Source organism: Streptomyces sp. NPDC058335 (genome assembly GCF_042723915.1).
GTDB lineage: Bacteria > Actinomycetota > Actinomycetes > Streptomycetales > Streptomycetaceae > Streptomyces.
This window is the reverse complement of record NZ_JBHXHX010000031.1, coordinates 40,425-65,287: the sequence shown is the minus strand read 5'-3', so window position 1 is coordinate 65,287 and position 24,863 is coordinate 40,425. Positions and strand designations below refer to the sequence as shown.

Genomic DNA, 24,863 nt, shown 5'->3' with positions numbered 1-24,863 from the left:
GCTCTTCCAGGTGCGGGGGGACGGTGGTCATCGGCGGCGGCCCTTGCGGGTGGCCCGGGTGGTGAGTTCCTCGTAGGCCGGGGCGTCACCGGCGCGGACGCGGTCCCACGCGCGCGTGAACAGCTCGGGCACGGGCACCAGGGGCACCGCGCGGGTGTGCTCGCCCACCGGGTAGAGGCGCTCCTTCCACACCTCGACCGGCAGCGCGGGCGCCTTGAGGTCGCGCCAGCCGCACGGCAGGAAGAGGGTGCGCCCGGCGCGCGGCCGCTTGGCCTCCACGACCAGGTCCGTCGCCGTGAGTTCGGCACGGGCCTTCTTCATGCGGGCGGGCCTCCAGCCGGTCCAGCGGGCGCAGTTGCGGTCCGTGGGGTCGGGCAGGGCGAGCAACTGGAGGTAGAGCGCCGCCGCGTCCTCGCTCAGACCGTGCGCCCCGGAGACCTCCGCGACCAGCTCCGGCACGGCTACCGTCGGGTCCTGGGCGTGCCCGCCGGGCCCGTCGGATGCCCGGGGGCCGATGCCGGCGGCGAGCGCACGGGAGAGGTCGTCGCCGAGGAGGGCCCGCAGCGCCCGCAGCCCGCTGCCCCGTCCGGGTCCGGCCAGCCCCTCGACGAGCCCGAACACGCTGTCGTCGGGCCCGGTCAGCCCGGCCGGGCGGACCAGGACCGCCTCCTGGTCCTGGTACCAGGGGCGCAGGACCAGCGCGTCGCCCAGGCGCGTCAGACCGTCCGCGTCGGTGCCGCCGGTGGCGGGCAGACCGTACGCCTTGCGCAGTCCGGGCGCGGTCGTGCCCTTCTCCGCCCAGGTGACGTCGAGATCGAGCAGCAGTCCCGGGTCCGTGAGGCGCCGGCGCACCGCGGCGAGCCCCTCCGGCAGGGCGGCGCGCAGCGGATGGCCGTACGGCAGGGTGTAGGCGAGCCCGGCCAGGGAGGCCACGGCGTTCGTCAGCTGGTAGCGGCCGGGCAGCGCCCGCGCGTCGTCGGGGACGAGGTCGCCGTTCTTGCCGGGCCGCTGGACGGTGGTGCGGCTGATCCAGGGCGTCCGGGTCGGGTTGAGCACGTCCTCGACCGAGCCGATGGACACCCCGGCGAGTTCGAGATCGGCGGCGATGTCCTCGGGGAGCCGGACGAACCCGCCGAACCGCTCCTCCCACACGCGTCCCGCGGCTGCCGTGTCCGGACCGGCCGTCCACAGGTCACCGGGGCTGTCGGGCAGCAGGGCGCCGACGAGGGCGGGCCCGTCGCCGCGCCGGAAGGAGGTCAGCATGCTGTCCCCGAAGGTCTTCTGGCGGGGCTTCAGCCCGATCGTCGCGAGCACCTCCGTGGCCACCTCCGCCGGCTTGCCGGCCAGCAGCAGCGCCGACTGAACGGGTCCGAGCCCGCCCCCTGTCGCTGCGGTGAGCGCGTCCGGCGCGCCCGGCTGCCAAGGGGCGGCGCCCTTGTCCCGGATCAGCTCGGTGACGGCGGCCAGGGCGTCCGCGGGGAACACCGGCGGGTGCGCGGTCTCCCGCTCCAGCACGAAGTGGGCGATCGCGCCGAACGCGCCGGACGGATCGTGGTCCAGGGCCAGCCAGTGCACACGCCCGTTCGCCCGGTCCACCTGCTGGCAGCCGAGGACGACGACCGTGCGACCGTCCCGCCGCAGCACCTGACCGAGGCGCTCGTGCTTGTCCTGTGGCTCGCTCAGCACGATCTCCCGCAGAGCGCCGCCGTCGGCGGCGGCCAGCGGGCCGTCCGCGATCAACTCGAACAGCACCAGGAGGCCCTCCCGGTGCGCCTCGGTCACGACCGGGGAGGCGGCGCGGTAGGCGAGCGGCCGCAACACGTCGAGCAGGGACGGCCACATCATCCGGCCGATGCCGGGGACGGTGAAGTCGTCGCTGCGCCAGCCCTCGGCGGACCCCGTCGAGCGGGAGCGCTCGGGCAGCGGCCTGCCGTCGGCGGGCTTGCCGGACAGCACGTGGTTCACGGCGCGGATCTGCCGCACGCCGCTCCATTCCTGCCCGCCGCCCCACCAGCCCTGCTGGTCGGCGAGGCCCGCGGTGGCCTCCCGCAGCGTCTGGTCGTCGGCGTGCCGGGGGCTGAAGTCGAGGAACATGCCCGCGACGCGCCGCCGTTCCACCGGCTTCAGCTCCACCGGCGGTGCCACGAACGCCGCGGTCGACTCCGCGAGCCGCAGCACCGCGCGCACCAGGGCGGAGACCCCGGTGAGCAGGTGCGGCTCGGTGACACCGGGCAGACAACGGGAGACCGTCCCGCGCAGCACCTCGTCGGAGCTGGGAAGGGCAGGGTGGCCGGGGGCGGCGGCTCCCGCCCCCGGGGAACTCCCTGCCGTAGCCGCCGTAGCCGCCGTAGCCGCCGTAGCCGCCGTGGCCGCCTCGGTCGCCCTGGCCGCTGCCCACCGCACGGCATGCTCGGCAAGCGCCTCCGCCCCGGCGCGCAGCACCGCGGCCGCCTGCTCGTCGGTCAGCGACCGCAGGACCGCCGACGCCGCCTCGTCCCGTGGCCGCAGCGCGTGCCAGAAGTCGACCGGCGGGACGAGCCGCGTGCCGGCGGCGAACTCGCCGCCCCGCTCCAGCGGGGTCACGCGCCCCGACTCCCCGGCCTCGGAGGTGTCGTCCGCCGTGTAGAAGGCGATCCCCCGGTGCAGGGCGACGACGACGGGCTCGGCCCCTCCGGGGAGCCGCAGCGCGCCGACCGGCACGCCCCGTACGACGCCGTCGCGGCCCTTCGGCAGGGAGACCGTGCGTCCGTCCGGCGTACCGGCGGTGGTGCGGGCCTCCGCGCCCTCGCCCTCCTCGCGCACCCAGCGCCCGAGGACCGTGCCGTCCGTGCCGAACGGGCTGTGCTCCAGACCGGGCTGGAGCGGCAGCACCGCACAGTGCTGCTGGAGCAGGGAGGCGTCCTCGCGGATGCCCGTCTGCAGGAAGGCGGGCAGCGAAGCGCGACCGTGCGTGCCGGTGGCGGGGTCGTACTCCAGCCACACCTGCATGCGCCCCTGCCGGCCCTCACGCCAGTACGAGGTGCCGTCGCCGAGGATGCGGCGGCTCGGCGGCAGGACGGTGTCACCGGTGTGCAGCGTGCGCCCGCCGGTGGCCCGGCCGCCTCCGGGCAGCGGGATCGACGGTTCGCCGGCGTCGTTGGCGCCGTACCAGTGGGCGAGCTGCTCGCCGCCGAGGGGGAAGGTGTCCGAGGGGCGGGCCGACCAGTAGCCGAACTGCTTGCCGCCGTCCCGCCACGTCACCAGAAGCTCGCCGTCCGTGAAACGGAACGACGGACGCTGCCAGCGGTCCAGGCCGTCGGGCAGCCGCAGGTCGTGTTCGAGGAGGATGCCCTCCGGGCCGACGACGACCACCTTGTGCTTGCGGGCGAGGATCAGAGCGGGCCAGGCCTCCTCGACGCGCAGGGTGTCGTCGCGGTCGCGCTTGGTCTCGGCATCCAGCCGCCCGAGCGCCTCCTCCAGGGCGGGCCAGCCCAGTTCGTCCGGGATGCCGGCGCGCAGCGTGCGGCCGAGCAGCGGCGCGACCTCGTGCGCGGCGACCTCGGCGACGGCGGCCGGGCTGACCCGGGCCGCGATCGTGCGGAACGGCCGCAGCTTGTCCAGCGCCGCGCGCGCGGAGGGCAGCCCGGCCGCGGCGGTCAGCTCCTTCGCCGCGTCCTCCAGCCACTCGCGGAGCACGTCGGCCAGCACGGGGTGATCTGCCAGTCCGTCCAGCAGCCGGGCGTCGGGCCGGTGGCCGCCGAGCGTGCCGACGGACGCGTACAACAGCCGGCGGTGGCGCGGGTCGGCCGCGATGGCCGTCAGCTCGCGCCGTCCCGGCGCGGTGTCCTTCAGCCACTGGTTCAGGGGGAGGAAGACGTTCTGGCCGGCGCCGGGCAGCGTCAGCGGCACGCCCTCCGCGAGGCAGAGGTCGAGGAGGTCCAGGTCGGCTCCGGCATGCCAGCGTCCGGTGAAGAGGTCCACGGGCCGGCCGCCGTCACGCAGCCGCGACGCCATCCGCTCGACGAGCGCCATCGTGGCCGGCGATCGGCCGCTGACCGAGGAGCCGTGCTTGCGGTGCAGGGACCAGCGGCTGAGCCAGTCCGCCGCGTCGACGTCGGACTCGGCCTCTCCGGTGAGGAGCAGATCCGCGCCGCACTCGGTGAGGAGCGTCAGCCAGAACTCGTCGTCCTGAGTGGAGCGGCCCAGGCCCGACGGCATGATCTCCAGCAGCCGGGTGCGCACGGCCGGCTGCTGCTCGGCGAGCAGCACCAGCGTCGCCCGGTAGGTGTTCCAGAAGGACGCGGGCGCCCGGACCGCCGCCGGCGAGGCGATGAGGTCGGCGACGAGCGCGCACTCCTCGGCGACCCGGTCCAGGCCCGCGGCCTTGACGAGCCCGCGCGCGTCCTGCGGCAGCGAGGCGTACGGCGGCATGCCGGCCGCGCAGCGCTCCACGGTCAACTGCCGGAACTGGGACCAGGCCTCGGCGGGACTGAGGCGCGCTGCGAGGGCCTTGACGTGCTCCTTGAGCGCCTTCACGGTCAGCGCCCCGGCGAACGCGAACTCCAGGAAGACGGCCCGCTGCCGCTCCTCGTCCACGGCCAGCGCGTGCACCCGCTCGGCCTCGCGGGCCTTGCCGAAGAACGCGGCGGCGTACGTGGTGTTCTCGTGCTGGAGGAAGACGCGGGCGGCCTGCTCGTAGAAGGTGGGCAGGAAGTGCGGCACGGACCGGCCGAGCCGTTCGCCGAGTGCCTCGAAGCCCTCCTTGGCGGTGCCGGGGCGGGACTTGGCCTGCCGGGAGAGCCGCTCGACGTCCTTGACGAGGGCCAGTGCGTGGTGGCCGTTCGCCGGGTCGTTGACCAGTGCCCAGGCGGGGAAGCCGAGCGTCTCCCGGCGGACCTGTCCGACCTCCGGCGTCGCCGGCTCCCGGGCCAGGCCGAGGAAGTCCAGGGCCAGGTCCTCCGCCTCGCCGAGCGTGCCCGGCACCAGCCGCACGATCTCCCGCTCGTCCAGCGCGGGATGCGTGTACGTGCGCACGGTGAGGACGTCGGCGTCCTCCCGGCCGGTGGTGCCCGGCGGCAGGATCGCGCCGGCGTCGAGCAGTGCCGCGGAAGTCGTCTCGTCGTACGTCGTCATGCCGCCTGCTCCTCGTCCTCGATGTCCCGCCCGGCGTACAGCGAGGCCGCCATGCGCATGCCCTCGGACCAGGCCACCGGCCCGACCTGACCGAGCTTCAGGGCTCGGCCGGCCGGGTCGGTGAAGGTGAGGGGACCGGTCTCGGTCTCCTCGTAGCCGTCGTAGTCGCCGATCCACACCCTGGCCTCGACGCCCCGGCCGTCCTCCAGGACGGAGCAGACGGCGTTCCCGCCGCGCACGCGGTAGCCGAGCTGGGCGGCCCTGCCGTGCAGGAAACGCAGCTCCTTGAAGGCGCCCCCCGCGTACTCCTCGACGGAGGTGCCCTCGGTGTCGAGCGCGGCGGGTCGCTGCCAGACCTCCCGGAACAGCTGCTGGGCGCGCTGCTCGACGCCCAGTTCGACGGCGAACTCCCGTAGCTCCTCCAGCTCTTCGAGGAGCACCGGGTGCGGGAGACGGACCAGGCCGGGGGTGATGCGGACGGTGTCGCCGTCGAGGTCCACCAGGCCGAGGCCGCGCTCCGGGTCGGCGTCCCGCAGGAATCCGGCCACTTCGCCGTCCTCCCCGGTGACGACGAGGTCGCGCAGGGCGGCCTGCCACGCCGGGTCGGGCCACACCCGCGCGAGGACGGCGAACGGCACCGGCAGGGAGCGCACCATCCAGCGCTCCACGTCGGCCAGGCACCGGTGTTCGTGGCGCTCCAGCCATTCGACGAGCTGACGCAGGCCCACCACGGCCGGATCGTCGGCGAGCTTGGGCGGGACGGACTTCAACCGCCGCCCGGCCGCGTTGCGGCACACCACCTTGCCGTCGTCTAGGGCGACTTCGTAGTCGCCGGCCGACACCCACCCCATGTGTGCCTCCTGCACCCGCAGTGATCAAGTGACCGGAACTCTAGATCAGGCCACTGACAACGGATCCGGACGGGAGGCGATGTGCCGATGATGTTGTGCACTGCGTTGACGCCGGTAAGAAAACGGCCCTAGATTCGCAGCCGTCAGTGCACTGAGTATCCGCACGTTCACGCTCCACCCCCACCGACAGGAGCCGTCGTCATGCGCGTCCGCACCCGACCCCGCACCGCCCTCGCAGCCCTGGCGCTGACCATGTCCCTCACCCTCGCGGCCCCCGTAGCGCAGGCGGACACGCAGGCCGCCGCCCGCCTCACCGGCACCCTCGCCGACGGCGCCACCTGGATCGCCGACGTCCCCGACGACTGGAACGGCACCCTTCTCGTCTTCAGCCACGGCTTCGGCCCGACCGTCGCCCGTAACGCCCCCTCCGAGGCCGTCCGCACCGAACTCCTCGCGCAGGGCTACGCGTTGGCCGGTTCCTCGTACGACCCGAACGGCCCGTGGTGGGCGCTCGAGAGCGCGGCCCGCGACCAGTTCGCGACGGTCGACGCGGTCACCGCGAAGATCGGCACCCCGCGCCGCACCTTCGGCGTCGGCCAGTCCATGGGCGGGCTCGTCAACGCGCAGCTCGCCCGCGACGGCGCCGGCCGCATCGACGGAGCGCTCGGCCTGTGCGGACTGGTCGCGGGCGGCACCGACCTGGAGAACTACCAGCTCGACGCGGAGTACACCATCGCCCGCCTCCTGCTGCCCGAGGGGCAGGAGCCCCCGGAACTGGTGGGCCTGGACACCATGGCCGAGGCCGCCGCCACCGCCGACGCGCTCACCGCCGCCGTCACCGCCGCGCAGGCCACCTCCCAGGGCCGCGCCCGCATCGCCCTGGCCGCGGCCTTCCTCAACCTGCCCGCCTGGGCGCCGGGCGAGACCGCACCCGCACCGACGGACTGGGTGGAGCAGCAGGAGCAGCAGTACGCCTGGTTCGCGCAGGGCATTCTCGGCTTCGTCGAGACCGGCCGCCACCACATCGAGCGGTCCGTCGGTGGCAACAACTCCTGGAACCGCGGGGTCGACTACGCCCGTCTCCTCGCCGGCTCCACGCACGCCCCGCAGGTGCGCGCCCTGTACAAGTCGGCCGGCCTGAACCTCCGTACCGATCTGGCGAAGCTCACGGCGGGCGCCTCGATCACCGCGGACCCGGAGGCCGTCCGCACCGCCGAGCGCACCTCGTCCGCCGGCCAGGGACTCGCCGTACCGCTGCTGAACGTGCACACCGTCGCCGACGACCTGGTGCCGGTCGAGCAGGAGCGCCGCTTCGGCGAGCGGGTCCGCGCGGCCGGGGACGGAGCGCTGCTGCGGCAGGCGTACGTCGAGCGCGTCGGCCACTGCACCTTCACCACCGCGGAGACCGTCGCCGCGCTGCACGCGCTCGAGCACCGGGTGGACACCGGCCGCTGGGACCAGGTCGCGACCCCTGCCGCCCTCCAGCGCGCGGCGACCGGCCTCGGCCTCGACGGAGCGGCGTACATCGCCTACCACCCGGCATCCCTGACGGTGGGCCGCGACCGCTGACCGCGGCGCCGGGAACGGAAGACGCACCGGCCGGGGATCCCGGCCGGTGCGGTCAGCCGTTGGTCAGCCCTCGACCCAGCCGTGGTTCTTCGCGAACTGGGCCAGCCCGGAGCGCACCTGGAGGATCTGCTCGGCGGTCAGCGAGGGCGCCGCCGTCAGCAGGGACTCGGTGACGTCACGGGTGAACTCCTCGGTGCTGAGGACGTCGCACAGGACGTCGTCGTCGGCCGCGAGCGGTTTGCCGTCGGCCCCGCGCGCGAGCCGCACGCCGGACGCCTTCGGACCGCGCTCGCCGTCCTCGATCTCGAATTCGACCACGATGCCCCGGCGCACCTGCGACTCGGGCATCAGCATGTCGTTGACGTGCAGGAAGACATCCTCCCCGCCGTCGTCGGGCGCGATGAACCCGTAACCCCGCTGGCTGTCGAAGCGCACCACACGACCAGCAACCATCCCAACCCCCAGCAACCTCGAAACACCCACGTCGGTGGACCTGAGCAGATCGTAGTCACCCCGACGGCCCGGAGCGACCATCACGGGCGCGCCGGGCAGGGTCCCACGTCACGAGGGATACGGGACGCCGGTCAGGCCTCCGCGCCGTCGGCCTTCTCGGCGTCGCGCTGCTTGAGGCGCGCCGCCTCCTTGCGGACCTCGGCCTGGGTGGTGCGCTCCTTCTCCAGCCACTCGGGCCCGGCGTCCTTGATCTCCTGGATCTGCTCGCTGGTCAGCGCCTCCGTGACGCCGCCGCGCGCCAGTCCGGCGATGGACACGCCGAGCTTCGCCGCGACCACGGGACGGGGGTGCGGGCCGTTCTCCCGCAGGGCGCGCAGCCATTCCGGCGGGTTCGCCTGGAGCTCGTTCAGTTCGGCGCGCGTGACGACACCCTCCTGGAACTCGGCGGGGGTGGCGGGGAGGTACACACCCAGCTTCTTCGCCGCGGTCGCGGGCTTCATCGTCTGGGTGCTCTGGTGCGACTTCATGCTGTCCAGACTATCGGCCGCGGACCGGACCGCCGACCACAGCCGGTAACCTGGCGGGATGACCGACTCGGCGGATTCCCCCTCGTTCCGGCTCGCGTACGTCCCCGGAGTGACCCCCGCCAAGTGGGCCCGGACCTGGCATGAGCGCCTGCCCGACGTGCCCCTCACCCTCCTCCAGGTGACGCCCGCCGAGGCCCCCGAGGCGCTGCGCGAGGGCACCGCGGACGCGGCCTTCGTACGGCTCCCGGTGGACCGTACGGCGTTCAGCGCGATCCCCCTCTACACCGAGACGACCGTTGTGGTGGTCCCCAAGGACCACGTGATCACGGCGGCGGACGAGGTGACCCTCGACGACCTCGCCGACGAGGTGGTCATCCACCCCCTCGACGACGTCCTCGGCTGGGAGAAGCTCCCGGGGGAGCCCGCCTTCGAGCGCCCGGCGACCACGGCCGACGCGATCGATCTGGTCGCGGCGAACATCGGCGTCCTGGTCGTGCCCCAGTCGCTGGCCCGGCTGCACCACCGCCGCGACCTCACCTACCGGACCCTCGTGGACGCCCCGCAGTCCAGCGTCGCCCTGTCCTGGCCGGAGGACGCCACGACCGACCTGGTCGAGGACTTCATCGGCATCGTCCGCGGCCGCACCGTCAACAGCACCCGCGGCCGGGGCCAGCAGCAGCCCGCCGAGCCGAAGGCCGAGCGCGCCAAGCCGAGGACCGGCGGTGCCGCCCCGCGCAAGGCCGGCTCGGGCGGGGCCGCGCGGGGCCGCGCCGGCGGCGCCAAGGGCGGCGGCCGGCGCGGCACCGGCGGCAAGCCCGGCAAGCCCCGCCGCCGGTCGTAGCGGCACCCCGGGTCACGGCACGAACGTCGCGCCCCGCGCGGTGCTCACCACCTTCTCCCCGTCGGCCTGCCCGAGCAGCCCGGCTGCGACCCAGGCGTCCACCACGCTCCGCACCCGGCTCACCAGCGCCCCCTTCGCGCTGAACGGCGCCCCCGCCCAGACCTCGTCGAGCAGCGTGGTGCCGTCCGCCTTCGCGGGATCGGCCACCCCGGAATCGCTGTTCCCGAAGACGACACGGGGCTCCGCGCGCCGTACATAGGCGTGCGTGGGGTCCTCGGTCCCCTCGAAGAAGGGCGCGAACTCGGTGCCGTCGAGCGTGTGGTGCAGCGGCTTCCCGCTCACGGGCGTGAGCGAGGGCAGCAGGTCCCCGGAGAGGGCCGCGTTGCGGTACAGGCCGAACTCCAGGTACGACGTCGACGGGTTGCGGGCGACGAGGTTCACCGGGCCGAGGAACAGGGTCTGCAACGACGGGTCGTCCAGGGCCTTTTCGACCCGCAGCCGGAACGGCGCCGACACGCGCACGGTGTCCCCGTCGCGCCAGGTCCGGGACACCGGGAAGTAGGTGCCGGGCGTCGGAGTGCCGCTCACCTGGCGGCCGTTGACCGTCACCCGGAACCCGGCGGTCGCCCACGACGGAACCCGCAGCCGCAGCGCGAAGGACGCCGTACGGCCCCGGACGGTGAGCGTGGTGCCCTGCTCGCGCGGGAAGTCGGTGCTCTGCGTGACGGTGATGCCCTTCTCGGCCCAGTTCAGCGTGGTCGGGCTGTAGAGGTTGACGTACAGCGCGCTGCCGTCGGCGGCCTTGAAGTACACCGAGTCCTGGTACTTCGTGGCGCTCTCCATGCCGGTGCCCTCGCAGCACGTGGTGCCCTGCTTCGGCGTGTAGTCGCGCACATGGCCCGGCGTGAGCCCGATGAAGTACGTGACCAGCGGCTTCTCCGCGTCCGCCCGGTCCTGCCGGGAACCGAGGACCTGGTTGAGCAGAGCCCGCTCGTAGTACTCCATGTACTTCGGGTCCTGCTCGTGGAAGAACAGGGTCCGGCTGAGCTTCAGCAGGTTGTACGCGCAGCACGTCTCGGCCGTGGTGGCACTGATCGTCCCCGCGATGAGGTCCCGCGCCTTCCAGAACTCGCCCGTGCTGGTGCCGCCGATGCCGTACATCCGGTGCGGTACGACCATGTCCCAGAAGTTCTTCGCGGCGGTGAGGTAGCGCTCCTCGCCCGTCGCGTCGTACAGCCGGACGTACCCGGTGAAGATCGGTATGTGCTGGTTGGCGTGCAGGCCGTCGAGGATGTCGGTGTTCGCCGCGCACGCGTCGATGAGCCGGTCGAGGTCGAACAGCCGGGCCAGCGCGAGGTGTTCGGCCTTTCCGGTGAGCGCGTGCAGATCGACGATCGCCTCGACGATGCCCCCGAACTCACCGCTGGAGAACAGCCCCCACATGCGCTGGAGCGTGGCTTGGGGCAGCTTCGACAGCCGGGAGTACATCCAGTCGGCCATGCCGGCCGCCAGGTCCAGGGCGCGGGCGTCGTCGGTGGCGAGGTGCGCGTCGAGCAGACCCCGCAGGATCTTGTGGGCGGTGTAGTAGGGCGCCCACACGCGCGTGTAGTCGCTGCCGGTCATCGACTCCAGCTGGACGAACTGCGTCTCCGGGTACGCGGCGAGGAACCCCGGATGACTGGGGGCGCCCCAGGTGCGCCGCAGGGTGGCGGTCAGGCCCCGCCCGGAGGAGTCCGCGAAGGCGGAGCCGGACGTCTCGTCGAAGGCGTACGAGACGAGGTCACCGGAGACGCGGGCGCCCTGCAGCCCGGTGATCTCGTCGGCGGTCAGGGCGCGCGACCAGGCGTCGAACCCGCCGAAGGCGCCCGCGAAGACGGGGTCGGAGGCGTAGTGGGAGCGGCCCAGCCAGTGATGGGCGAGGGTGCCGAGGGCGGCCGGGGTCAGGGACATCGCCGTGTTCCGGGCGACGGCCGTGCCGTTGACGTAGAGCGTCCCGGTGCCGCCGCCGATCGTGACCGCGAGGTGGTTCCACCGGTTCAGGGGGAGTGCGGCGGTGCCGTCGAGGCCCTGTTCGGCGCCGGGCCCGCCGGTGGTGACGGCGAACCGGGGCACACCGTTCCCGTTGCGCGCGACCAGGTACAGATAGCGGGTCGTGTCGTTGCCGAAGTCGAGGACGCGGGCCCAGTTGCCGTCGTGCGTGGGCTTCACCCAGGCGGCCAGGGTGACCTCGGCGGCCCCGCCGAGCACTCCGGCGGGCAGGTCGACGTACCGGTGGGAGCCGCGGACGTTCTCGGCCGCCGGGCCGAATCGTCCGTCGACGCTCAGTACGGCCGGGTCGTGGCGCAGCGCCTCCCGCACCTCGGTCAGCGCACCGACCATCGTCCCGATCCGGTCCGCGTAGACCTGCTCGCCGCTGCCCGCGTAGGCCTGGGACAACATGGTGAGGAAGTGTCCGGTGTAGTGGCCGCGCAGATTGCCGTTGGCCTCGCCGTCGAGCCCCTCCCAGCCGCCGGGCGCGACCGCGCCCAGGGTGGACAGGCCGGCGTTGGCGCGGAACACCTGGAGCAGCCGGTTCACGTCGTAGCCGCGGGCGTGGTCGAGCATCAGCTGCCGTTTGGCGGCGAAGACGCCGGCGCCGAGCCGGACGGTGTCGAGGGGGAAGGGCTGGAGCGCCCACGCGGCCGGGGGCGGCAGCGCCGTCGCCGTGGACGCGGCCGAGGCGGCCGAAGCCGCCGCACCCCCGGTTCCGGGGACGGCGGCGGCGAGTATCGCGCTCTGGAGAAGGGTCCGTCTGGTGAGGGGCGGTGCCATGTGCTGCTCCTCCGGGGGTCCACGGTTGTTCGATATCACGGACAGTGTGCGGATTGTCGACCAGACGTTATGAGGGGTGACGGAGGGCGTCAACGGTGCCGACGTGATTGGCGAAGAGTGGCCGCCGTCAGCCACCGGCCGTGCGGCCGATCGACTCCACCAACGGCAGCAGGCGGTACGGCACCCGCTCGCGCAGCGCGACCTCCGTGCGGGTGCGGACCACGCCGGGGAGGCTGATCAGCTTCTGGATCACGTCCTCCAGGTGGGCGTTGTCGCGCGCCACGACCCGGGTGAGGAGATCGCCGCCGCCGGTGATCGAGAACACCTCGACGATCTCCGGTACGGCGGCCAGCGCGTCGCCCACGTCGTCGAGGTGGCCCTGGGTGACCTCGATGTGCACGAACGCGAGCACGGGGTGGCCGAGCGCGGCGGGGGAGAGGGACGGGCCCGTGCCGGTGATCACGCCCTCGCGCTCCAGCCGGTCCAGGCGGGCCTGGAGCGTGCCGCGGGCCACGCCGAGGAGGCGCGCGTACTCCCGCACGCTGGTGCGGGGCTGCTCGAGCAGCAGACGCAGGATGCGGGTGTCGAGCTGGTCGACGGCCATGGTGCCCGGACTCCTCGTGTTCATCGGTGATCGCGGCCGACTGTACCAATGGCCCAGCCGGACGCATTCCGGGCGGACCGGCCGTTCCTGGTCCGTTGGCTCTTCAACGGTTCTTCCCGGAGGGCAACTGTTGGGCCAATGGACCAGTGAATGCGGAGCCACTTGAGCCAGCGGCGCCATGGGTGCTGTCATGGAGCCGTCGATGGCGCTGCGGATCCCGCGGCGCCTTTTTCATGCCGGTGTTCACAGGTGACCGATGGGGGCGGGAAGCAGTGCTGAAGAGGGTGTTCGTGGCTCCGGATCCGGGGCGGGTACGGCTGCGCTTCGCCGCGCGGGCCGTCCTCGGCATCGGCCTGGCCGTCGTCGTCTGCGGCCTCGCCGGGCACTCCCTGGCGGGCGCCGTCACCGGCGGGCTCGCCGCGCTGCTCGCCCTGTTCACCGTCACCGACACCACCGTGCGCCGGCAGGCGGTCACCACCGCGCTGCTGCCCGCTGTGGGCCTGCCCGTGCTGGCCGCCGCGGCCCTCCTGCACGACGATCCCCTGGCGCGCGACCTGACCTTCCTGGCCGTCACCGGCGCGGGCGTGTACGCACGCCGCTGGGGGCCGCGCGGGCACAGCCTGGGCGTCTTCGCGTTCATGATGTTCTTCGTCGCCCAGTTCCTGCACGCGACCGGCGGGCGGCTCCCCGAACTGGCCGCCGCCGTCATCCTCTCCGTCCTGACCGCGGCGGCCGTGCGCTTCGGCCTGTGGTGCTACGAGCGCCGGCTGCCCCCGGCCGTCGTGCCCGCCCCGCCGGGCGGCCGTGGCCTCGCCCGGGTCACCACCCGTCAGGCCGTCCAGGCGACGGCCGGCGCCGGCTTCGCGCTCCTCGTGGGCCAGCTGGTGTCCGGGGAGCGCTGGTACTGGGCCGTCGGCGCCACCTGGTGGATCTTCGTCAACACCACCTCCCGCGGCGAGACCCTGGTCCGCGGCTTCCGCCGGGTGCTCGGCACGGTCATCGGCATCGGCCTCGGACTCCTCGTCGCCGTGCCCCTGCACGGCGCCGGCGTGCCCACGGCCGCCCTCGTCGCCGTCTGCGTCTTCGGCATCTTCTACACCGCCGCCGTCTCCTACACCTGGATGATGCTCTGGGTGACGCTGCTCGCCGAGCTGCTCTACGGACTCCTCGGCGTGCTCAGTCCCGGCCTGCTCACGGTCCGCCTCGCCGAGACCGGCGTGGGCGCACTCGGCGCGGTCCTCGCGGTGCTGTTCGTCCTGCCCGTCACCACCCACTCCGTCACCGACGCCTGGATCCAGCGCGCACTGCGCTGCGTCCACGCCTGCACCGCCGAGGCCGCCGCCCGGCTCGCGGGCGACCCCGCCGCCGACCCCGGCGCGCGCGTCGCCGAACTGGAGCAGCTCCTCGGGCGGGTCCGGCTGTCCGTCGCCCCGCTCGTGCACCCGCTGAACCCGATGCTCGGCCGCAAGGCGCGTGCCCGCCGCGTCCTCGGCCTGCTCGACGACTGCGCCCGCGAGATCCGCGGACTCGTCGCCGTCGCGGCCGACCCCGAGGCCTCCCACGACGCCCGCCTCGCCGCCGCCTGCTGGCGCGTGCAGGCCGCGGTGGAGGCACTGACCGAGGGCGGCACGGAACACCTCACGCCCTCCGACCACCCCACGGCGACCGAACCGGCGCTGGCCCACCTGCACGGCCTCGAACGGGCCCTCGCGGAACTGGCCCACCCCCTGCGCACCCCGCCGGGCTCGCCGCTGGTGGGGGCCTGAGGAGCCTGGCCTTTCGACCGGCGCGGGGCTCCGCGGACGGCAGGGAGGCGGCCGACGTCGACTCCGGGGCCGCGCCGAGCCGGGCCGGGGCGGGTCGCGTCGGGTCGGGTCGGAGGCGCTTCGGCCGACACGGGCCGAGGCGACGGCTGGCGTGCCCTTCCCCGGTCCGAGGGGTGCCCTTCGCGTGCCCTGCCTGGTCGGAGGCCGGGTATGAGCGGTAGCGGTCCGGGGCGGCGTCGCCCGCCGAGTCCTCGGCGAGGCGCGGTCGTTGCGGGCCGCGGGAAGGGCCGTGTTGCCCGGCTCTGGGGGTCCCGCGCCCCGGTTGTGCGATCTGCCGGGCGGCCCCACCGTCGAGCGGGCCGTGGCCCGAGCCGGGGGAGCCGCTGCGGGCTCGAGCCGGGACTTCAGCCCGTCCTCGGTGGCTCCGCGCCCGGTGGGTCCTGGGTGCGGCCGTCGCTGCACAGCCCGCACCTGCCCTCGCGGGCGCCCACGACGTCGGGGCAGGTGCCGAGCCGAGCGGGATCGGACCACACTCCTCGACCGCCCCCGCCACGCCCGGTCGACCGGTGTCCCGCCCCCGCCGGCCGCTCGCACAGCGCGTCGAAACCCCTCGGCGAGCTGCCGTGTCACCCGCTCGACGTTGGTCTAGACCGCCCGTTGTCGACTGCTACCGTCGGCCCGGACAGCGGCGGCACGAGAGGGGACAGCGGTGGCAGACGTCGGCAGGCGGCCCCAGCGGGCGTTCATCGGGTCGTTCACGGCGGCCGGCGGGCCCGGGATCGTGGCGGCGGCCGTAGACCCGCACAGCGGCGCGCTGACCGTCCTGAGCAGCGTGAACAGCCTGCCCGATCCCGCGTACCTGGCGCTGTCGCCGGGCGGCGGCACGCTGTACGCCGTCAGCGAGACCGCCGAGGGCGCGGTGGCCGCGTACAGCGTGGCCGGGGACGTCCCGGAGCGGGTGGGGCCGGCCGTGCCGGTCGACGGCAACGGTCCCACGCACCTCAGCGTGTTCGACGGGCACGTCCTGACCGCCAACTACGGCTCCGGCAGCGTCACCGCCGTGCCCGTCCGGGCCGACGGCACCCTCGCCCCGGCCGCCTCCGGGACGCTCCGGCACAGCGGCGCCGGCCCGCACACCCGGCGCCAGCAGGGGCCGCACGCCCACCAGGTGCAGGCCGACCCGAGCGGACGCTGGGTGGTCAGCGTGGACCTCGGGACGGACTCCGTGCGGGTGTGCGACCTGCGCGACGGCAGCCCGGTCCTGCACCGGGAGTCCGCCCTGCGCCCCGGCTCAGGCCCCCGCCACCTGGTCTTCCACCCTGGCGGCGGCCACGCCTACGTCGTCAACGAACTCACCCCGACCGTCACCGTCTGCCGCTGGGACGCCCCGGACGGCTCCCTGAAGCCGCTGGCGGAGGTCCCGGTCCTGCCCGGCGCGCCCGCCGGTGACGCCTACCCGTCCGGCATCGCCGTCTCGCCCGACGGACGGTTCGTGTGGACCGCGACCCGGGGCGAGGACGTGCTGTCGGTGTTCGCCGTCGAGGGCGGCGGAGAGGCGCTGCGCCTCATCGGCACGGTGTCCTGCGCGGGCCGCTGGCCGCGCGCGCTCGCCGAGTCGGCCGGCTTCCTGTACGTCGCGAACGAGCGCTCCGGCGACGTGACCTGGTTCGCCCTCGACCAGGCCACCGGACTGCCCCGGCGCGGCGGGTCGATCCGGGTGCCCGCGGCGTCCTGCGTGGTCCTCGGCTGAAGCCGCCGCGCCTGCCCGTACGGCCGGAAGCCCGGAACGACGAAGGGCCCGCTCCTCGGTCGGGGAGCGGGCCCTCTCGGCGTCCTTGCAGGTCGTACGGGCTCATGCCCGCGTCACTTACGACTGGCGGGCCGGCGTGCCCTGCGCCTGCTGCGGCGCGATGCCCAGGGCGGTCGTGTACTTGGCCAGGGCGAGCTTGCCGATGGCCGGGTACGGGCCGAGGGCCTCGGCGGACGGGCAGCCCGCCTCCCTGGCCGCCTCCTCCAGCAGCGTGGAGTCGATCTCCGGGCCGATGAGGTACGGCGCCAGGGCCAGGTGCTGCGAGCCGGAGCCGCGCAGCTGCTCGGCGACGGAGGCGATCGAACCCTCCTGGTCGAGGGCCGCGGCCATGACCGGCACGGCGAGGCGCGCGGCGAGCAGCATGCCGGTGATCCCGGCGGCCTGCACGGCCTCCTCGCCGCCCACGGAGGCGAGGATGATGCCGTCCGCGGCCGTCGTCACGGTGAACAGACGGGCGCGGTCGGCGCGGGCCAGACCGGCCTCCGAGAGCCGCACGTGCAGCGCCTCGGCGAGCAGCGGGTGCGGGCCGAGCACATCGGTCAGGTCGGCCGCGACCCGGCTGTCCATGACGGCCTGGCGGACCTGGCGCAGCAGGGCGCTGTCCGGCCCGGCCAGCAGCGGTACGACGACGGCGACCGGGCCGTCGGGCTCCTCGGCGTCCACCCCGGCGGCGCGGGCCCGCTCGTACCGGGCGATGCGTTCGTCGGCGGCGTGCGCCAGGACGGCCTGGAGGGCGGGGAACTCGGCGTCGTCCCCGTCGAGGTACCCGATGCGCGCGTCGAGACCGGGAAGCTCGGAGCGGGCGATGCTCACGACTTCCTCGGCGAGACCGCGGACGGCGGCGCTCGGCGTACCCGGCACCGCGAGAACGAGCGCGGGCGCGCCCTCGGGAGCCGCCAGGGGCTCGGGTCGGCGGTGCCGCCCGGGTTGGCGGGGGCGCGGCATTCGTACAGGGAGGCCGGACGCGGGCCCAGTGGGGGAGCTCATGGCGCCGCATGTTACTGGCTTCCTGGGCTCCCCTGTTCGGGGAGGGTGCAGGTGAGCGGTATCCGTCCGGTTTTGTCTGATGAGTTACGTACGGATCAGAAGTGATCAGCATGTATTCCGGGCGACTTGCCCTCGAAGGGGTCAATCCCCCTTTTCCGTCATGACGCGCCGTTCACGCCGCCGGGCCGTTCGGAGCCACGCTGAGCATCGTCTCGTCGACCGGCAGGCCGAGCCTGCCGGTCGCGAGATCGGTGGCGATGCGGACGGCGCCGTCCAGCGGATCACCGGCGGCCGCCACGATCCGCGCGTGCGGCAGCCGCCGTGCCAGCTCCTCCGCCAGCGGTACGAGGAGGGGCTCGCCGAGTTTCACGAGGCCGCCGGTGACGGCGACGCGGGGGCGGGGTTCCGCGTCGCGCGGGCAGACCGCGGCGGCGGAGTCGGCGATGTGCCGGGCCGCCGTGCGCAGGATGTCCGCGGCGACCGGGTCGGCCGCCGTGCAGGCGGCCACCCGGGGCGCGAAGGAGGCGAGGACGGCGGGGCGGTCGGGGCGCGGGTAGAGCAGGCCGGGCAGAGCGGGCATCGGACCGAACTGCTCCTCCGCGCAGGCCAGGAGGGCGGCGGAACCGCCGGACCGGCCGTCGTGGGCGCGCAGCGCGGCCTCCAGGCCGGCCCGCCCGATCCACGCGCCGCCGCCGCAGTCGCCCAGCAGATGGCCCCAGCCGTCCGCCCGGTGCCAGGCCGTCAGGTCGGTGCCGAGCGCGATCAGTCCGGTCCCGGCGGCCACCACGGCCCCCGGACCGGTGCCGAGGGCACCGGCGTAGGCGGTGACGGCGTCGGCGGCGAGGGCGGTCGTGCCGACCCCGAACTCCCGCGCCAGCGCGCCCGGCAGCTCGGCCCGCAGCGCATCGCCGAGGGTGGCGAGACCGGCGGCACCGACCACCGCCGTGACCGGCCGCGACACACCGGTCTCCGCAGCCAACGCCCGCGCCATGGGCACCAGTTGTTCCATCAGGTGCTCGGGGTCGATGCCCCGCGCGCCGGTGCGCACCGGGACCCGCGACGACCGTACGGCCGGCGCACCGCCGTCGGCCCTGCCGAGGGCCACCCGCAGTCCGGAGCCGCCCGAGTCCACGGCGAGGACGCCGGGGGTGGGCTCCGGACCCGCGGGCGAGGTCACGGCAGGCGCCAGTCCACGGGTTGGCCGCCCTGCCTGATCAGCAGGTCGTTGGCCCGGCTGAACGGCCGCGAGCCGAAGAAGCCCCGGTCCGCAGACATGGGCGAGGGATGCGCCGACTCCACCGAGGGCAGATCGCCGAGCAGCGGACGCAGGTTGCGTGCGTCGCGGCCCCACAGGACGGACACCAGCGGCTTGCCGCGTGCGGCCAGCGCCCGGATCGCCTGCTCGGTGACCTCCTCCCAGCCCTTGCCGCGGTGCGCCGCGGGTTTGCGCGGGGCCGTGGTGAGCGCCCTGTTGAGCAGCAGCACACCCTGCCGCGTCCACGGCGTCAGGTCGCCGCTGGACGGCTGGGGCAGCCCCAGGTCGGTGTTCAGCTCCCGGTAGATGTTGAGCAGACTGCCGGGCAGCGGCCGTACGTCGGGCGCGACCGAGAAGGACAGGCCCACCGCGTGACCCGGCGTCGGGTACGGGTCCTGCCCGACGATCAGGACGCGGACCTCGTCGAAGGGCTGTTGGAAGGCTCGCAGGACGTTGGGTCCGGCGGGGAGGTAGGTGCGTCCCGCGGCGATCTCCGCGCGCAGGAAGTCGCCCATCTCGGCGATCCGTCCGGCCACGGGTTCGAGGGCCTTCGCCCAGCCCGGTTCGACGATCTCATGCAAGGGTCGTGGTGCCACGGGCGTCACCCTACTGCCGTACAGGCAGCGGCGATCAACCGGTGGCCAGGACCCCACGCTCCCCCCGTCGGACTCATCCGACCACCGCGGCCCTCACACAGAGCACGTCCGGCAGGTGCGAGGCCAACTGCCGCCAGCTGTCGCCGTCGTCGGCCGAGGCGAACACCTCGCCGTTGCGATTGCCGAAGTACACGCCCGCGGGGTCCGCGTCGTCCGTGCAGAGCGCGTCGCGCAGGACGGTGCCGTAGTGGTCCTCCTGCGGCAGACCGGCCGTGAGGGGCTCCCAGCTCCTGCCCGCGTCGGACGTGCGGTAGACCCGGCAGCGGTGGTCGGCGGGCACGCGGTCCGCGTCGGCGTTGATCGGGAAGACGTACGCCGTGTCCCCGCGGTGGGGGTGGGCGGCGACGGCGAAGCCGAAGGTGGACGGCAGGCCGGCGCCGATGTCCGTCCAGTGGGCGCCCGCGTCGTCGCTGCGGTACACCCCCCAGTGGTTCTGCAGATACAGCCGGTCCGGGTTCGCCGCGTCCCGCGCGACCTTGTGCACGCACTGGCCGAACTCCGGGTTCGGATCCGGCAGGAACACCGCGGAGACACCGGAGTTGGAGGGCGCCCAGCTGGCGCCGCCGTCGGCTGTGCGGAACACGCCGGCCGTCGACACGGCCACCGTCACCGCCCGCGGGTCCCGCTCGTCGGTGAGCACCGTGTGCAGGCCCTCGCCGCCCCCGCCGGGTACCCATCGGGAGCGCGTCGGGTGCTCCCACAGCGGGCGGACCAGCTCGAAGCTCTCGCCGCGGTCCTCGGAGCGGTACAGCGCGGCCGGTTCCGTGCCCGCGTAGACCACGTCCGGCTCGCCGGCCGCCGGGTGCAGCTGCCACACCCGCTCCAGCGAAGCCTCCGTGTCCTGGGGGAACTTGACGGCCGGCCTCGCCGGTTCGGTCCAGCTGCGGCCGAGGTCGTCGGAGTGGAACACCGACGGGCCCCAGTGGGCGCTGTCACCGCCCGCGAGGAGCCGGGTGCGGTCGCCACGTGTGTCGATCGCGACCGAATAGATCGCCTGTGCGTTGAAGTAGGGGGATTCGTCGAACACCCATGTGCCGCCGCGCCCGCGCCCGATGAATAGGCCTTTGCGCGTGCCCACGGCGAGCAGTACCTCGGTCATGCCGGTCACCTCCGCTGTGCTGTGACGTCCTTGTCGCAACCACCGGCCAGTCTGCACCCAGCCACTGACAGGCACCCCCGGAGAGCGCGTCGCCGCAGGTCACAGTGGCGATGACGGGCCGGGACCGCAAGGTGTCGGCCAGCTTTGGCGGGAGGCCCGCACGGCGGCCGGGTCCGTGGGACCGTCGGGACGGAGGACTCGTCCTGAGCATCCGGACCGCCGGCCCCGTATAGGAGGGCGGCCGGGATGTTCATGCGCTCATGAGGAGGGAAGCCTTCGATGGCGTTCCGTGGTCCGAGGGTGTGGCTGTGGCGCTGGCGGCGCAATCCGCTCAAGCGGCGCTCCGACACGGTGGAGGCCTGGGTCGTGCTCGGTGCCTGGACGCTGACCGTCCTGTGCGGGGTACTGGGCGGCTGGACCGCCGCCCGGTCCGTCGAACAGAGTCTGGCGCGTGAGCGCGTCGAGTGGCGGCCGGTCGCCGGACGGCTGACCGAGCGGGCGCCCGGAAAGGCCACCGCGCACTCCAGCGAGCGGGTCTGGGCCAAGGTCGGCTGGACCGGGCCCGACGGCTCGGCCCACACCGGTCAGGCCAGGGTCGTCCCGGGCAGCGCCGCCGGCACCGTGGTGACGGTGTGGACGGACCCCCGGGGCCGCCTGGTCACGGAGCCGGCCACCGCCGCCCAGGCCCGGGTGCGGGCCTTGCTCGTCGGTGGCCTGGCGGGCGTCACCGTGGCCGCCCTGCCGCTGGCCGGCGGCCGGTACCTGCGTGGTCGGCTGGAACGCCGGCGGATGGACCGGTGGGGCGTGGAGTGGGCCCTGTTCGACGCGGTGCGGGGGCGGTCGACGGGCTGAGCGGGGCGTGGGCCGTGGGGTGTCAGGAGCGGGCCTCGGCCGCGGCCTTGAGGTCACTCAGCCAGGTCTCCAGGCCCCAGCCGAGAGCGGCGGTGGCCGTGGGCACGTCCGCCTCGACCTGGGCGCCGGTCCAGGTCTCCGCGGTGTGGACGTGGACGCCTCCGCCCTTCGCCTTCGTGAAGGTCCACAGGTGGACCCCTTCGTCGATGCGCAGGCCTTCCCCGACCGCCGGGCCGCGCCACAGGACGCAGTGCCCGCGCTGGAGCTGCTGGACCGTGGACGTGATGCCGAGGGTGGTGGCCGGGGTCGTCGGGGTGGCGGGCGCGGGCGTCGTCCAGTGGAACCGGGAGCCCTTGCGCAGCGGGCCGCTGTCGAGGCTCGCCGAACTGGTGACGGGGGTCTGCCAGGTCGGCCAGCGCTCCACGTCGGTCTGGAGCTTCCACACGGTGCTCAGCGGTGCGTCGATCACGATGTCGGACTCGTAGCGGATCAGGGCGGAGTCGTCCACGCCCTGCCCGCGGCACGCGTCCCGGTGTGCGGTCCGGGCGGGGGCGGACTCGGCGGCCGGAGCGGTCGTCGTCCCGAGGACTCCGGCCACGGCGAGCGAGACGGCGACCGCGGCGGCCCTGCGCACGCTCCGTCGCGATTGCGTGGTTTGCTGAAGCTCGGCCTGGGGCTTCGCCGAGGCTGAGGGGCGCATGCTGGCCATGGGATTCCTTCGTCGAGGAGAGCAGGAGGGGGTCGGGGGTACGGCGGCGCGCTACGGGTGGAGCACGACCTTCCCGGCGACGGTCCCGGACTCGGCCAGCCGCAGGGCGTCGGCGACGCGGGCGAGCGGCAGTCGGGCGGCGATCCGGGCGGTGACCTCCCCGCGCTGGAGGGCGGCGAAGACCTGCGTGAGGTCGGCGCGCAGCCGGGCCCGGAAGCGGTTGCGGGACAGGGCGCGCCCGGCCCACACGTTGAAGAAGTAGGCGCGGCGCCGGTTGGGCAGGGCGTTCCACAGCCACACCCGGCCGAGCAGCTTGAGCACGGGCAGTTGGCCGGACCCCTCGTCGTCCCGGGTGGAGGCGCTGCCGTAGGAGACGAGCGTGCCGCCCGGGGCGAGGAGGCGCCAGGAGTCGACGATGCCCCGGCCGCCCACATGGTCGAAGACGGCGTCCACCCCGCCGGGGGCGAGGGCACGTACGCGCGCGGGGATGTCGTCGGTGCGGTAGTCGACGGGTTCCACGCCGTTCTCCCGCAGGGCGTCGTGGTGGCGGGCGGAGGCCGTGCCGATCACCTCGGCGCCCGCCGCACGGGCGAGCTGGACCAGCACCGAGCCGACACCGCCGTTGGCGCCGTGCACCAGGACGGTCTGGCCGGCGCGGACACGTGCCTTGCGGTGCAGCATCTGCCAGGCGGTGATGCCGTTGACCACCAGGGTCTCCGCCTCCGCCGCGCCGACTCCGGCGGGCACCGGCACCACGTCGGCCGCGTCGACGAGTACGTGGCTGGCCCAGCCGCCGACCTTGACCAGCGCCGCCACCCGGACGCCGGTGAGGCCGGGCGCGACGCCCGGACCGGCCGCGAGGACGGTGCCGACGAGGTCGTAGCCGGGCACGAAGGGGAATGACGGCTGGTCGTAGTACCGGCCGCGCCGCATCTGCTGCTCGGCGAAGGAGACGCCGGTCGCCTCCATCCGGACGACGACCTGTCCGGGGCCCGGGGTGGGCACGGAGCCGTGCCGGAGCTGGAGTCCCTCGGGCTCGACCTTGCCCGGCAGGACGACTTCGACGAGTCCTTCGGTGTTCACGACGACCTCCATGTGGCCCGCTGAGTTACGTTCTCTCGTGTTCGTTACAAGTTGTAACCCGATGTCGAGCGGAGTGTCAATAGTTTTCGTGACAGCCTCTAACTGGCGCGCCTTCCTCTAGCTCAGGTGGGAGGGGCCGGCGTCACTCACCGGCAGGCGACAGCGCCCGCCGCAGGATCCCGTCGAGGTCGGCGCTGTCGGGCAGGGTGCCGAAGGAGTGCCCCCAGTCGCCGCCGAGCCGGGTCGCGCAGAAGGCGTCGGCGACCGCGGGCGGGGCGTACCGGACCAGCAGTGACGCCTGGAGGGTCAGCGCCATCCGCTCCACGAGCCGACGGGCCCCGGCCTGCGTGACCTCCCCAAGCCCGGACCTGAGCCGGGCCACGGCCGCGTCCAGCCGGGCGTCCGCCCCGTCCGCCAGGGCGAGTTCGGCGAAGAAGGCGTCCGCGGTGGCGGGTTCACGGGTCAAGGCCCGCAGGACGTCGAGGGCGTTGACGTTGCCCGAGCCCTCCCAGATCGACAGCAGGGGAGCCTCGCGGTAGTGCCGGGGCATGCCCGACTCCTCCACATAGCCGTTGCCGCCGAGGCATTCCAGCGCCTCCGCCGTGAAGGCCGGCCCTCGCTTGGTCACCCAGTACTTCCCGACGGCCGTCGCGATCCGCCGGAAAGCGCGCTCGTGCCCGTGGCCGTCGTCTCCGCGCACCGCCCGGTCGGCCGCCCCGGCCAGCCGCAGGGTGAGCGTCGTCGCGGCCTCGGACTCCAGCGCCAGGTCCGCCAGAACGTTGCGCATCAGCGGCTGGTCGAGCAGCCGCGCGCCGAACGCGCCGCGGTGGCGCGTGTGATGGCCGGCCTCGACGAGCGTCTTGCGCATGAGCGCCGCCGACATCATCACGCAGTCCAGGCGCGTGCAGTTGACCATCTCGATGATGGTCTTCACGCCCTGCCCCTCGGGCCCGACCAGCCAGGCCACCGTCCCGTCGAACTCGGGCTCGGAGGAGGCGTTGGAGCGGTTGCCCAGCTTGTCCTTCAGTCGCTGGATGCGAAAGGTGTTGCGGGTGCCGTCGGGCAGCACGCGCGGCACCAGGAAGCACGACAGGCCGTCCGGGGCCTGGGCGAGGACCAGGAACACGTCGCACATCGGCGCCGACGTGAACCACTTGTGGCCGCGCAGGGTGTACACCCCGGGCTCGGCGGTGGGCGTGGCCGTCGTGGTGTTCGTCCGGACGTCCGAGCCGCCCTGCTTCTCGGTCATCCCCATGCCGGCGAGCAGCCCGCGCTTCTCCGTCGGCACCCGCAGCCCCGGGTCGTACTCACGGCTGGTCAGCAGGGGTTCGTACACCTCCGCCAGCTCCGGCTGGTGGCGCAGGGCGGGGACGGCGGCGTACGTCATCGAGGTCGGGCAGCCGTGGCCGGCCTCCGTGTGCCCCCACACCAGCCCGCCGGCCGTGCGGGCCACGTGGGCGCCCGGCCGGTCGTCCGCCCAGGGCGCCCCGGCCAGGCCCTCGGCGACGGCGACCCGCATCAGCTGGTGCCAGGACGGGTGGAAGTCGACCTCGTCGACGCGGTGGCCGTACCGGTCGTGGGTGCGCAGCACCGGCTCGTGCCGGTTGGCCAGCTCGCCCCACTCCTGCGCCTCGGGGCCGCCGGCCCGCAGCCCGAGCCGACGGAGGCCGGACTCCGCCCACCCTGCGCCCTCGCGCCGCACCCCCTCCAGCAGGGCCACGTCGTCGGAGGCGTCGTACGGGGTCAGGGGCGGGGGCTGGTTGGTGACGTCGTGCGTGGCGGGGGACGGGGTGCGGGGCTCTGCGTCCATGAGGGTCATGCCCCAATGTTGCATGTCTCGTACAGTCGTAGCAATAGTGCAATATCGTCGGTGGACGT

18 protein-coding genes are annotated in these 24,863 nt (G+C 74.3%); 5 read left to right on the top strand and 13 right to left on the bottom strand.

All coding sequences use genetic code 11. The features are described from left to right. Positions 1-27: 27 nt before the first annotated feature. Together ACFWJX_RS38385 and ACFWJX_RS38380 are read right to left on the bottom strand one after the other, a co-directional pair. On the bottom strand, positions 28-5,112 hold the full coding sequence (locus tag ACFWJX_RS38385; protein ID WP_383251376.1) for a hypothetical protein: 5,085 nt from the start codon (positions 5,110-5,112) through the stop codon (positions 28-30). After that, complete coding sequence (locus ACFWJX_RS38380; protein WP_383251375.1) at positions 5,109-5,963, bottom strand: DUF4132 domain-containing protein; 855 nt, start codon at positions 5,961-5,963, stop codon at positions 5,109-5,111. The genes ACFWJX_RS38385 and ACFWJX_RS38380 overlap by 4 nt, the downstream gene beginning before the upstream one ends. A gap of 201 nt (positions 5,964-6,164) precedes the next feature. Here ACFWJX_RS38380 and ACFWJX_RS38375 point away from each other — a divergent pair, with 201 nt between their 5' ends. Beyond that, complete coding sequence (locus ACFWJX_RS38375; RefSeq protein WP_383251373.1) at positions 6,165-7,532, top strand: alpha/beta hydrolase; 1,368 nt, start codon at positions 6,165-6,167, stop codon at positions 7,530-7,532. A gap of 63 nt (positions 7,533-7,595) precedes the next feature. Here the strand turns inward: ACFWJX_RS38375 and ACFWJX_RS38370 are convergent, their stop codons facing one another. Further along, positions 7,596-7,985, bottom strand: coding sequence for a cold-shock protein (locus tag ACFWJX_RS38370; protein ID WP_383251371.1), 390 nt, complete (start codon positions 7,983-7,985; stop codon positions 7,596-7,598). Positions 7,986-8,116: 131 nt separating this feature from the next. Beyond that, positions 8,117-8,512: a DUF5997 family protein gene (locus ACFWJX_RS38365; RefSeq protein WP_383251368.1), complete on the bottom strand. Its 396-nt coding sequence runs from the start codon at positions 8,510-8,512 to the stop codon at positions 8,117-8,119. Positions 8,513-8,570: 58 nt separating this feature from the next. On the opposite strand from ACFWJX_RS38365, the gene ACFWJX_RS38360 reads away from it, so the two are divergent. Next, positions 8,571-9,353, top strand: a complete 783-nt coding sequence (locus ACFWJX_RS38360; protein ID WP_383251366.1) for a LysR family substrate-binding domain-containing protein — start codon at positions 8,571-8,573, stop codon at positions 9,351-9,353. A 12-nt stretch (positions 9,354-9,365) separates the two neighbouring features. On the opposite strand, the gene ACFWJX_RS38355 is transcribed toward ACFWJX_RS38360, so the two are convergent. Next, on the bottom strand, positions 9,366-12,164 hold the full coding sequence (locus ACFWJX_RS38355; RefSeq protein WP_383251363.1) for a beta-L-arabinofuranosidase domain-containing protein: 2,799 nt from the start codon (positions 12,162-12,164) through the stop codon (positions 9,366-9,368). A 127-nt stretch (positions 12,165-12,291) separates the two neighbouring features. Further along, a complete protein-coding gene (locus tag ACFWJX_RS38350) occupies positions 12,292-12,768 on the bottom strand; it encodes an Lrp/AsnC family transcriptional regulator (RefSeq protein WP_383251361.1) in 477 nt (158 codons plus the stop codon). 272 nt (positions 12,769-13,040) lie between these two features. On the opposite strand from ACFWJX_RS38350, the gene ACFWJX_RS38345 reads away from it, so the two are divergent. Both ACFWJX_RS38345 and ACFWJX_RS38340 read left to right on the top strand, forming a co-directional pair. Then, positions 13,041-14,534, top strand: coding sequence for an FUSC family protein (locus ACFWJX_RS38345; RefSeq protein WP_383251359.1), 1,494 nt, complete (start codon positions 13,041-13,043; stop codon positions 14,532-14,534). A 709-nt stretch (positions 14,535-15,243) separates the two neighbouring features. Continuing rightward, positions 15,244-16,284, top strand: coding sequence for a lactonase family protein (locus tag ACFWJX_RS38340; RefSeq protein WP_383251357.1), 1,041 nt, complete (start codon positions 15,244-15,246; stop codon positions 16,282-16,284). A 117-nt stretch (positions 16,285-16,401) separates the two neighbouring features. On the opposite strand, the gene ACFWJX_RS38335 is transcribed toward ACFWJX_RS38340, so the two are convergent. The 4 genes from ACFWJX_RS38335 to ACFWJX_RS38320 form a co-directional block, all read right to left on the bottom strand. Beyond that, on the bottom strand, positions 16,402-17,331 hold the full coding sequence (locus ACFWJX_RS38335) for a sirohydrochlorin chelatase (protein WP_383251355.1): 930 nt from the start codon (positions 17,329-17,331) through the stop codon (positions 16,402-16,404). Positions 17,332-17,503: 172 nt separating this feature from the next. Continuing rightward, positions 17,504-18,508: an N-acetylglucosamine kinase gene (locus tag ACFWJX_RS38330; RefSeq protein WP_383251353.1), complete on the bottom strand. Its 1,005-nt coding sequence runs from the start codon at positions 18,506-18,508 to the stop codon at positions 17,504-17,506. Further along, on the bottom strand, positions 18,505-19,182 hold the full coding sequence (locus ACFWJX_RS38325; RefSeq protein ID WP_383251352.1) for a uracil-DNA glycosylase: 678 nt from the start codon (positions 19,180-19,182) through the stop codon (positions 18,505-18,507). Before ACFWJX_RS38325 ends, ACFWJX_RS38330 begins: the two co-directional genes overlap by 4 nt. 73 nt (positions 19,183-19,255) lie before the next feature. Next, positions 19,256-20,341: a WD40/YVTN/BNR-like repeat-containing protein gene (locus ACFWJX_RS38320; RefSeq protein ID WP_383251350.1), complete on the bottom strand. Its 1,086-nt coding sequence runs from the start codon at positions 20,339-20,341 to the stop codon at positions 19,256-19,258. Positions 20,342-20,620: 279 nt separating this feature from the next. Between ACFWJX_RS38320 and ACFWJX_RS38315 the strand changes: the two genes are divergently transcribed. Further along, complete coding sequence (locus ACFWJX_RS38315) at positions 20,621-21,193, top strand: hypothetical protein (protein ID WP_383251348.1); 573 nt, start codon at positions 20,621-20,623, stop codon at positions 21,191-21,193. Positions 21,194-21,215: 22 nt separating this feature from the next. On the opposite strand, the gene ACFWJX_RS38310 is transcribed toward ACFWJX_RS38315, so the two are convergent. The 3 genes from ACFWJX_RS38310 to ACFWJX_RS38300 all read right to left on the bottom strand — a co-directional run bounded on the left by ACFWJX_RS38310 (position 21,216) and on the right by ACFWJX_RS38300 (position 24,804). Beyond that, positions 21,216-21,827 (bottom strand): SRPBCC family protein, encoded by a 612-nt coding sequence (locus ACFWJX_RS38310; RefSeq protein ID WP_383251346.1) that lies wholly within the window; start codon positions 21,825-21,827, stop codon positions 21,216-21,218. 126 nt (positions 21,828-21,953) lie between these two features. Then, positions 21,954-22,997, bottom strand: a complete 1,044-nt coding sequence (locus ACFWJX_RS38305; protein WP_383251344.1) for a medium chain dehydrogenase/reductase family protein — start codon at positions 22,995-22,997, stop codon at positions 21,954-21,956. Between the two features lie 130 nt (positions 22,998-23,127). Beyond that, positions 23,128-24,804 (bottom strand): acyl-CoA dehydrogenase family protein, encoded by a 1,677-nt coding sequence (locus ACFWJX_RS38300; RefSeq protein ID WP_383251342.1) that lies wholly within the window; start codon positions 24,802-24,804, stop codon positions 23,128-23,130. Positions 24,805-24,863 lie beyond the last annotated feature (59 nt).

Coding starts and splice junctions, on each gene's coding strand:
- ACFWJX_RS38335 (WP_383251355.1), bottom strand. CDS start 17,331: ATGAGCTCCCCCACTGGGCCCGCGTCCGGCCTCCCTGTACGAATGCCG.
- ACFWJX_RS38315 (WP_383251348.1), top strand. CDS start 20,621: ATGGCGTTCCGTGGTCCGAGGGTGTGGCTGTGGCGCTGGCGGCGCAAT.
- ACFWJX_RS38300 (WP_383251342.1), bottom strand. CDS start 24,804: ATGACCCTCATGGACGCAGAGCCCCGCACCCCGTCCCCCGCCACGCAC.
- ACFWJX_RS38305 (WP_383251344.1), bottom strand. CDS start 22,997: ATGGAGGTCGTCGTGAACACCGAAGGACTCGTCGAAGTCGTCCTGCCG.
- ACFWJX_RS38375 (WP_383251373.1), top strand. CDS start 6,165: ATGCGCGTCCGCACCCGACCCCGCACCGCCCTCGCAGCCCTGGCGCTG.
- ACFWJX_RS38350 (WP_383251361.1), bottom strand. CDS start 12,768: ATGGCCGTCGACCAGCTCGACACCCGCATCCTGCGTCTGCTGCTCGAG.
- ACFWJX_RS38380 (WP_383251375.1), bottom strand. CDS start 5,963: ATGGGGTGGGTGTCGGCCGGCGACTACGAAGTCGCCCTAGACGACGGC.
- ACFWJX_RS38360 (WP_383251366.1), top strand. CDS start 8,571: ATGACCGACTCGGCGGATTCCCCCTCGTTCCGGCTCGCGTACGTCCCC.
- ACFWJX_RS38355 (WP_383251363.1), bottom strand. CDS start 12,164: ATGGCACCGCCCCTCACCAGACGGACCCTTCTCCAGAGCGCGATACTC.
- ACFWJX_RS38385 (WP_383251376.1), bottom strand. CDS start 5,112: ATGACGACGTACGACGAGACGACTTCCGCGGCACTGCTCGACGCCGGC.
- ACFWJX_RS38320 (WP_383251350.1), bottom strand. CDS start 20,341: ATGACCGAGGTACTGCTCGCCGTGGGCACGCGCAAAGGCCTATTCATC.
- ACFWJX_RS38370 (WP_383251371.1), bottom strand. CDS start 7,985: ATGGTTGCTGGTCGTGTGGTGCGCTTCGACAGCCAGCGGGGTTACGGG.
- ACFWJX_RS38365 (WP_383251368.1), bottom strand. CDS start 8,512: ATGAAGTCGCACCAGAGCACCCAGACGATGAAGCCCGCGACCGCGGCG.